This window comes from Kitasatospora sp. NPDC059088, from assembly GCF_042738155.1.
Classification (GTDB): Bacteria; Actinomycetota; Actinomycetes; order Streptomycetales; family Streptomycetaceae; genus Kitasatospora.
This window is the reverse complement of the sequence record NZ_JBHYGR010000097.1, coordinates 28,780-35,994: the sequence shown is the minus strand read 5'-3', so window position 1 is coordinate 35,994 and position 7,215 is coordinate 28,780. Positions and strand designations below refer to the sequence as shown.

At 73.3% G+C, this 7,215-nt stretch carries 7 protein-coding genes; all 7 read left to right on the top strand.

The features are described 5' to 3' along the window. A partial coding sequence (locus ACFWXO_RS32655) for an ATP-binding cassette domain-containing protein (RefSeq protein WP_380528419.1) occupies nucleotides 1–894 on the top strand: 894 nt, incomplete at its 5' end. A gap of 49 nt (nucleotides 895–943) precedes the next feature. Further along, nucleotides 944–2,797, top strand: coding sequence for a GAF domain-containing protein (locus ACFWXO_RS32650; protein WP_380528417.1), 1,854 nt, complete (start codon nucleotides 944–946; stop codon nucleotides 2,795–2,797). Between the two features lie 91 nt (nucleotides 2,798–2,888). Continuing rightward, complete coding sequence (locus tag ACFWXO_RS32645) at nucleotides 2,889–3,476, top strand: DUF1508 domain-containing protein (protein ID WP_380528415.1); 588 nt, start codon at nucleotides 2,889–2,891, stop codon at nucleotides 3,474–3,476. Beyond that, nucleotides 3,466–3,870, top strand: coding sequence for a hypothetical protein (locus ACFWXO_RS32640; protein WP_375895314.1), 405 nt, complete (start codon nucleotides 3,466–3,468; stop codon nucleotides 3,868–3,870). The genes ACFWXO_RS32645 and ACFWXO_RS32640 overlap by 11 nt, the downstream gene beginning before the upstream one ends. A 383-nt stretch (nucleotides 3,871–4,253) precedes the next feature. After that, entirely contained in the window at nucleotides 4,254–5,288 is a 1,035-nt protein-coding gene (locus tag ACFWXO_RS32635; RefSeq protein WP_375895311.1) for a PstS family phosphate ABC transporter substrate-binding protein, read from the top strand. An 85-nt stretch (nucleotides 5,289–5,373) separates the two neighbouring features. Beyond that, nucleotides 5,374–6,420 carry a substrate-binding domain-containing protein gene (locus ACFWXO_RS32630; RefSeq protein WP_380528413.1) on the top strand — a complete coding sequence of 349 codons (1,047 nt, stop codon included), beginning with the start codon at nucleotides 5,374–5,376 and terminating at the stop codon, nucleotides 6,418–6,420. A gap of 46 nt (nucleotides 6,421–6,466) precedes the next feature. Then, a complete protein-coding gene (locus ACFWXO_RS32625) occupies nucleotides 6,467–7,063 on the top strand; it encodes a hypothetical protein (RefSeq protein WP_380528411.1) in 597 nt (198 codons plus the stop codon). Nucleotides 7,064–7,215 lie beyond the last annotated feature (152 nt).

The window sequence follows — 7,215 nt, the reverse complement described above, 5'->3', positions numbered from 1 at the left end:
AACACCCCCCCCACCCCCAACACCCCCCCGCGGCTGGCGCGCGCTTGTTGTTCCCCCCCCGGGTCCTGGTCACCGGCCGCACTGCCCGAGCGGCCGCTGCCCGTCGCGGTGCGCGGGCTGACCGTACGGCACCCCGGGCAGGCCGTGGACGCGCTCACCGGCGTCGACCTCGATCTCGCGCCCGGCCGCCGGATCGCCGTGGTCGGCCCCTCCGGCTCCGGCAAGACCACCCTCGCCCAGGCGCTGCTGCGCTTCCTGGAGCCCGGCGCCGGGTCCGTCACCTTCGCCGCCGGTCGTCCACAGGCTGTGGACAGCCGCGCGCTCGCGGGCGAGGACGTCCGCCGGGTGATCGGCCTCTGCGCCCAGGACGCCCACGTCTTCGACAGCTCGCTGCGCGAGAACCTGCGGCTCGCCCGCCCCGACGCGGACGAGGACGAGCTGCGCGCCGCCCTCGCCGCCGCCCGGCTGCTGGACTGGACCGAGGGCCTGCCGGACGGCCTGGACACCATGGTCGGCGAGCACGGCGCCCGCCTCTCCGGCGGCCAGCGCCAGCGCCTCGCGCTCGCCCGGGCGCTGCTCGCCGACTTCCCCGTGCTGGTCCTGGACGAGCCCGCCGAGCACCTCGACCTGCCCACCGCCGACGCCCTCACCGCCGACCTGCTGGCCGCCACCGCGGGCCGCACCACCGTGCTGATCACCCACCGGCTGGCCGGACTGGACGACACCACCGTGGACGAGGTGCTGGTGCTGGACGCCGGCCGGGTGGCCGAGCGCGGCCGCTGGTCCGAGCTGGTCGCCGATCCGGACGGGCGGCTGCACGCGCTGTGGCGCCGGGAGCGGGAGGCGGACGGTCTGCTGGCGGCGGAGGCACCGTTGGCGGCGGTGGGGCACTGATGGCCGCATCGTCCCTCGGCTGAAAACCGTACAAAAGTAGGCTTTCTCCATGGACCCCACGCCGGACCTCCCCGAGACCGCCCCCGAGCCCACCCCCCACCGGGTGCCCGAGATCGCCTCGCTCGGGCTGGACACCCTGGTCACCGAGGTCGCGGAGCGGCTGCAGTCCGCCGCCGCCGTCACCGACCGGATGCAGCGCCTGCTGGAGGCGGTGGTCTCCATCGGGGCCGGACTCGACCTGCACGCCACCCTGCAGCGGATCGCCACCGGCGCCGCCGAACTCGTCGACGCCCGGTACGCGGCCCTCGGCGTGATCGCCCCCGGCGGGCACGGCCTGGCCGACTTCATCCACGTCGGCATCGACGACGGCACCGCCGCCGAGATCGGCGAACTGCCCGCCGGCCGCGGCATCCTCGGCGCGCTCATCGACCGCCCCGAACCGCTGCGGCTCGCCGACCTCGGCGCCGACCCGCGCTCCTCCGGCTTCCCGCCGCACCACCCGCAGATGAAGACCTTCCTGGGCGTGCCGATCCGGGTCCGCGAGGAGGTCTTCGGCAACCTCTACCTCACCGAGAAGAAGGGCGGCGGCGCCTTCACGCCCGAGGACGAACAGGTCGTGCACGCGCTCGCCGCGGCCGCCGGCGTCGCCATCGAGAACTCCCGGCTGTACGAGGAGGGCCGCCGCCGGGAACGCTGGATCGCCGGTGCCGCGGCCGTCACCACCGCGCTGCTCTCCACCGAGCAGGCCGAGGGCGCGCTCACCGTCGCCGCCGAGCAGGTCCGGGAGCTGGCGGGCGCCGCGCTCGGCATGATTCTGCTGCCCACCGGCCCGGCCGGCCCGCCCGGAGCGGCGGGCTCGGCGGGCTCCTCGGGCTCCTCGGCGGAGGGTGACGGGCAGATGCGGGTCGCCCACGCCTCCGGCGAGGCCGCCGAGTTCGTCCGCGGCGAACTGCTGCCCAAGGACAGCTTCGCCGCCCAGCTGCTGGAGGGCGACAGCGTCCACCTCGACGACATGTCCAGCGACCCCACCGTGGTGATGCGGCTCGCCCGCAGCTTCGGCCCGTCCCTGGCCGTGCCCATGGTCGCCGCCGGGCGGGTGCTCGGCGGCCTCTGCGTCTGGCGCTCGCGCGGCGCCCTGCCGTTCACCGACTCCGAGAAGCAGCTCGCCGAGACCTTCGCCTCCCAGGCCGCGCTGGCCCTGCGGCTCGCCGAGGGCCAGCGCGACCAGCAGCGGCTGGCCGTCTTCCAGGACCGCGACCGGATCGCCCGCGACCTCCACGACCTCGTCATCCAACGGCTGTTCGCCACCGGGATGATGCTGGAGAGCGCCGCCCGCCGGTCCGTCGTCCCCGAGGTCAAGGTGGGCATCGGCAAGGCGGTCGACGAACTGGACGCCACCATCCAGGAGGTCCGCACCACCATCTACGCGCTCCAGCACGACAACCACGGCGACGCCCCCGACACCCTGCGCACCCGCGTCCTGCGCGAGGCCAGCCAGGCCGCCGCCGCCCTCGGCTTCAAGCCCTCGGTGAGCTTCGTCGGCCCGGTCGAGAGCCTGGTCGGCGAGAACACCGGCCGCCAACTCCTCGCGGCCCTGCGCGAGATGCTCTCCAACACGGCCCGGCATGCCCGCGCCTCCCGGGTCGGGGTCGAGATCGACGCGACCGTCCACCTGGACGACGCCGGACGGCCCGTCGGCGGCGACCCGGAGTCGCTGGACCGGGGCGGGCGGCCCGGCGTGCTGCTGACCGTCACCGACGACGGCGTCGGCATCCCCCAGGGCGGCCGGCGCAGCGGACTGCTCAACCTCACCCGGCGCGCCGAGGCCCTCGGCGGCGCCGCGTGGCACGAGCGCGGGCCCTACCGGAAGGGCGCCGTGGTCCGCTGGACGGCCCGGCTGTGACCGTTCCGGTACCGACAGATGAAAGCTGAACGAGGGAGAACTTCCCGACCAACGGCGCAAGTTGTGAACGTTCTGGGCTTTCGGCGGTTCCGTGTGCACACATAGCTTGGCTCCGTCCCGGAGGGGAAACCGGACGGAGGGGGCAGTGGACGGTTCCGGCCGCGGTCACACCGCAGCAGGGGCGAGCCGAGGGGGGTTCCGGACCGAGCGTGCACCGGACGGGCGCTACCGCTGGCAGTTGAAGGCACCCAACGGCCGGGTGGTGGCGATCACCTCCGCGCTGTTCGAGACGGCGGGCGAGGCCGAGCGGGGCTTCGACGGACTGCGCGCCGGCGCCGACGGACTGACCGCGCGGATCACCCATGTCCGCGACGGGCTCGGCTGGATCTGGGTCGTCCCCGGATCGCGCAGCCTGCCCGAGGTGCGCTCCAGCCGCGCGTACGAACGGTACGCGACGTGCCAGAACGCCTTCCGCCGCTTCGTCGTGCTGCTCGCCAAACAGCCGCCGCGCGAGCCGGCGGTCCACGAGCCACCCGTCCGCGAGGGGTCGGTCCGCGAGGCTCCCGGCCGCGAGGGGGCGGTGCGCGAGCGGTCCGTGCGCGATGTGCCCTTCCGCGACGCGCCCGCACGTGAACTCCCGAGGAGAGCAGTGTCGTTGAGACGCCCCGATGGCAGCTGAGCGGCGCGGACCGCGGCTGCTGATCGTGCCCGCGGCCGACCGCTGCGTGGGCTGGGCGCTGCGCGCCGCCAACGGGCGGCCGCTCGGCGTCGGCGTGCGGACGTACCGCAGCGAGGAGGAACTCGCCGACGCGGTGCGCGAACTGATCATCGAACGGGCCGCCCTGCGCTGCTCGACCGTCCAGGCCGAGGGCCGCCAGTGGGTCTGGTCCGCCCACCTGCCGGTGCGCACCACCCGGCCGGGCGCGACCCCCGCCGTCCCGGTCGCCCGCAGTGCCCGCGGCTACCTGCGGCGCGACCAGTGCCAGGCCGGCGTCGAGGGCTTCCTGGCCGGACTCCAGTGGGTCGGGCAGGAGTTGCGGCGGTCCGGCCGCGACGGCCGCTGGCCGCTGTAGCGCCGGCTCCGCTTCGTACCGTCCGGCTCCGTCCTACTCCGTACAGCTCCGTACGGTTCTGCTCCGGGCCGTTCCGCTTCGTGCTGTTCCGGTGAAGCGCAGGTTTCCGGCAACACCCCGAGCCGCCTCCTGGAGAAGAACGTCGACCGGGTTCGTCACCCCTGTTCCGCCCCTGTCACATCCGCGTTGACCAGTGCCTAAACCTCGTCGAACCGATGAGTCGACATTCGCCGCCCGGCCCCGACGGCCCTTCCGACGGAACCTCCCGGCCGGACAGGATCGGCACTGCCGGAGCGGCCGCAGCAGACACGGCCCCCGGCCCCGGACTCCCCCCGGAGCACGGGTTCACGCGATGGACGTCTCTCCCTCGGAGGAAGAGGAACATGCGTAAGACCGCTGCCAAGCTGCTCACCGTCGCCGCCCTGGCGACCTCCCTGGTCACCGTCGCCAGTGGCTCCGCCCTGGCCGACCCGACCGGCACCCCGGCCGCCCAGGACATCGTCGGCGTCGGCTCGGACACCACCCAGGCCGTGCTGAACCAGTTCTCCACCGACTACAACGCGTACCTGGGCGCCGGCTCCACCCTGCCGCACCTGTACAGCTGGGACGCGACCGGTTCCTCGCCGATCACCACCAAGACCGGTGCGACCTCGATCGCCCGCCCGAACGGCTCCGGCGCCGGCATCTCGGCCCTCAAGAACAACACCAGCGCGACCGTCGACTTCGCCCGCTCCTCGCGCGGCCCGCAGTCGACCGACCCGAACACCTTCGACTTCGTCGCCTACGCGACGGACGCGGTGGCCTGGGCCGCGCCGAACAACGGTGACGCGCCGGCCAACCTGACGACGCAGAACCTCAAGGACATCTACAACTGCAACATCACCACCTGGGACCAGATCGACCCCAGCCTGCCCAGCAACACCATCAAGCCGTACCTGCCGCAGGCCAACTCCGGCACCCGGTCGTTCTTCCTCTCCGTGCTCGGCATCTCCACCATCAAGCCGTGCGTCACCGAGGGCGTCCAGGAGAACGAGGGCAGCGACACCAACCTGTCCGACCCCGACGCGCTGGTCCCGTACTCCGTCGCCCACTACATCGGCCAGGTGTACTACGGCAAGGGCAGCGGCTCCGACGTCCAGGGCCCGCTGACCATCCGCAGCATCGACAACACCGCGCCGGTCGACACCACCAACAAGGTGATCAACGGCGACTTCGCCGCCACCTCCTACGCCCGCACGGTCTACAACGTGGTCCGTGACGCGGACTGGAAGGCGACCGACGCCCACGGCACCGCGCTGCGCAGCATCTTCGGTACCACCGGCTGGGTCTGCACCAACGCCACCGCGAAGGCCGACCTCAAGAGCTTCGGCTTCCTTCCGCTGAACGCCGGCGCCTGCGGCAGCACCATCCACTCCTGATCACACCCCGCACGATCCGACGGCCACGGGCCCGCCGCCCGTGGCCGTCGGCCGTCGGGAGCCGACCGAAGGGAACCGGAGAACGATGCACAGGACGTGGCGGAAGCCGCTCGTCACGGCCGTCCTGGCGGCCTCGGTCGCGGTGGCCCCCGGCGGCGGCCCGGCCGTGGCGGACCCGGCAGGGCCGGCGCTGCCGGCCGCACAGGACCTCGTGGGGGTGGGGGACGCCGACAGCCAGGCCGTGCTGAACCAGTTCTCGGCCGACTACAACGCCACGATCCCGGGCTCGGACACCACGACACCCCGGCTGTACAGCTGGGACGCGACCGGGGCGCCGACGATCACCACCAAGACCGGTGCCACCACGATCGCGCGCCCGAACGGCGCGGAGGTCGGCATCTCGGCCCTCAAGAACAGCACCGGCGCGACCGTCGACTTCGCCCGCTCCTCGCGCGGCCCGCTGCCGACCGACCCCCGGTACTTCGACTTCGTGAACTACGCGGACGACGCGCTGTCCTGGGCCGCGCCGGGCAACGGCAACGCGCCGGCGAACCTGACGACGCAGAACCTCAAGGACATCTACGACTGCGACGTCACCACGTGGAAGCAGATCGACCCCGCCCTTCCCGGCAGCACCATCAAGCCCTTCCTCCCGAAGGCGGGCTCCGGAACCCGGGCGTCCTTCCTCGCCGCGCTGGGCATCCACACGGTCAACAGCTGTATCGACGACCGGACGGTGACCGAAGGCCAGGGCAGCGACCCGAAGCTCAACGACCCGGACGTGCTGGTTCCCTACTCCGTGGGGCACTACATCGGCCAGGCGTACTACGGCCGGGGCAGCGGGGCCGACACCCAGGGGCTCCTGACCATCCGCGGCATCGACGGAACGGCCCCGGTCGACGCGACGGGCCGGGCGATCAACACCGACTTCCTCACCCTCCACGGGCAAACGGTCTACGTCGTGGTCCGCGACGCGGACTGGGCGGCGACCGACGCACACGGAGCCGCGCTGCGCGGCGTCTTCGGGCCTGACGGCTGGATCTGCACCAGTTCCACGGCAGCCGCCGACATCAGGACCTACGGCTTCCTGCCGCTCCCGTCCGGCGCCTGCGGCGGCGTGCTCATCCCTTGACCAACTGTCACCACCGCACCATCCCACCTCTCCCAGGGAGTACGACATGGCAAGAACCGGCGTCCGTCTCGCCGCCACCGGGATCGCCGTGGTCCTCGCGATCACCGGATTCAGCGGTGTGGCCGCGGCCGACACCACGGCCACCACCACCGCGCCCACCGGCAGTGCCGTGGTCACGGTCGACCAGCAGTTCCTGGCCAAGACCCTGCTCGGCGGCATCGCCGTCGTCCCGTTGACGCCGGCCACGGCGGACGTCACCAACAACGTCGTGACCAGCACCTTCCCGGTGACGGGCGGCGTCGCCAACATCCCGTCGTTCTCCGGGCAGGTGCAGCTCGGTGGCGGACTGCTCTTCGTCAACCTGAACAACGGCAAGACCGTCACGTTCAAGCAGCTCGGCTTCAAGGTCCGTGACTGGAACGTCTCGGCGGTCCCGAACGGCGGCACCGCGCCGGTGGCCCTGCTGGACCCGCTGGGCGACACCCAGATCGGCCGCACGGGCACCACCCAGTCGCTCTCGGCCTCCAGCCTGCAGCTGGACCCGGCCGGCGCGCAGTACCTCGACAGCGCGCTGGGCACCACGTACTTCACGGGCGGTCAGTCGCTCGGCTCCTTCGCGCTGACCTACACCCCCGGCAGCTGATCCGGCTCCTCGTCGGACGGTCCCGGACGACCCCGGGTGCCCCGGGGGGGGGGGGGGGCGCCCGCGGCCCCCCCCCCGCGGGCGGGGGGGCGCCACCCAACCCCGCACCCGCGCCCCCGCGGGGGGGGGGGCCACCGCCAGACCCCACGCCC

What these genes read in the sequence shown, in the direction of transcription:
- ACFWXO_RS32650 (WP_380528417.1), top strand. Translation starts at nt 944, where the DNA reads ATGGACCCCACGCCGGACCTCCCCGAGACCGCCCCCGAGCCCACCCCC.
- ACFWXO_RS32640 (WP_375895314.1), top strand. Translation starts at nt 3,466, where the DNA reads ATGGCAGCTGAGCGGCGCGGACCGCGGCTGCTGATCGTGCCCGCGGCC.
- ACFWXO_RS32635 (WP_375895311.1), top strand. Translation starts at nt 4,254, where the DNA reads ATGCGTAAGACCGCTGCCAAGCTGCTCACCGTCGCCGCCCTGGCGACC.
- ACFWXO_RS32630 (WP_380528413.1), top strand. Translation starts at nt 5,374, where the DNA reads ATGCACAGGACGTGGCGGAAGCCGCTCGTCACGGCCGTCCTGGCGGCC.
- ACFWXO_RS32625 (WP_380528411.1), top strand. Translation starts at nt 6,467, where the DNA reads ATGGCAAGAACCGGCGTCCGTCTCGCCGCCACCGGGATCGCCGTGGTC.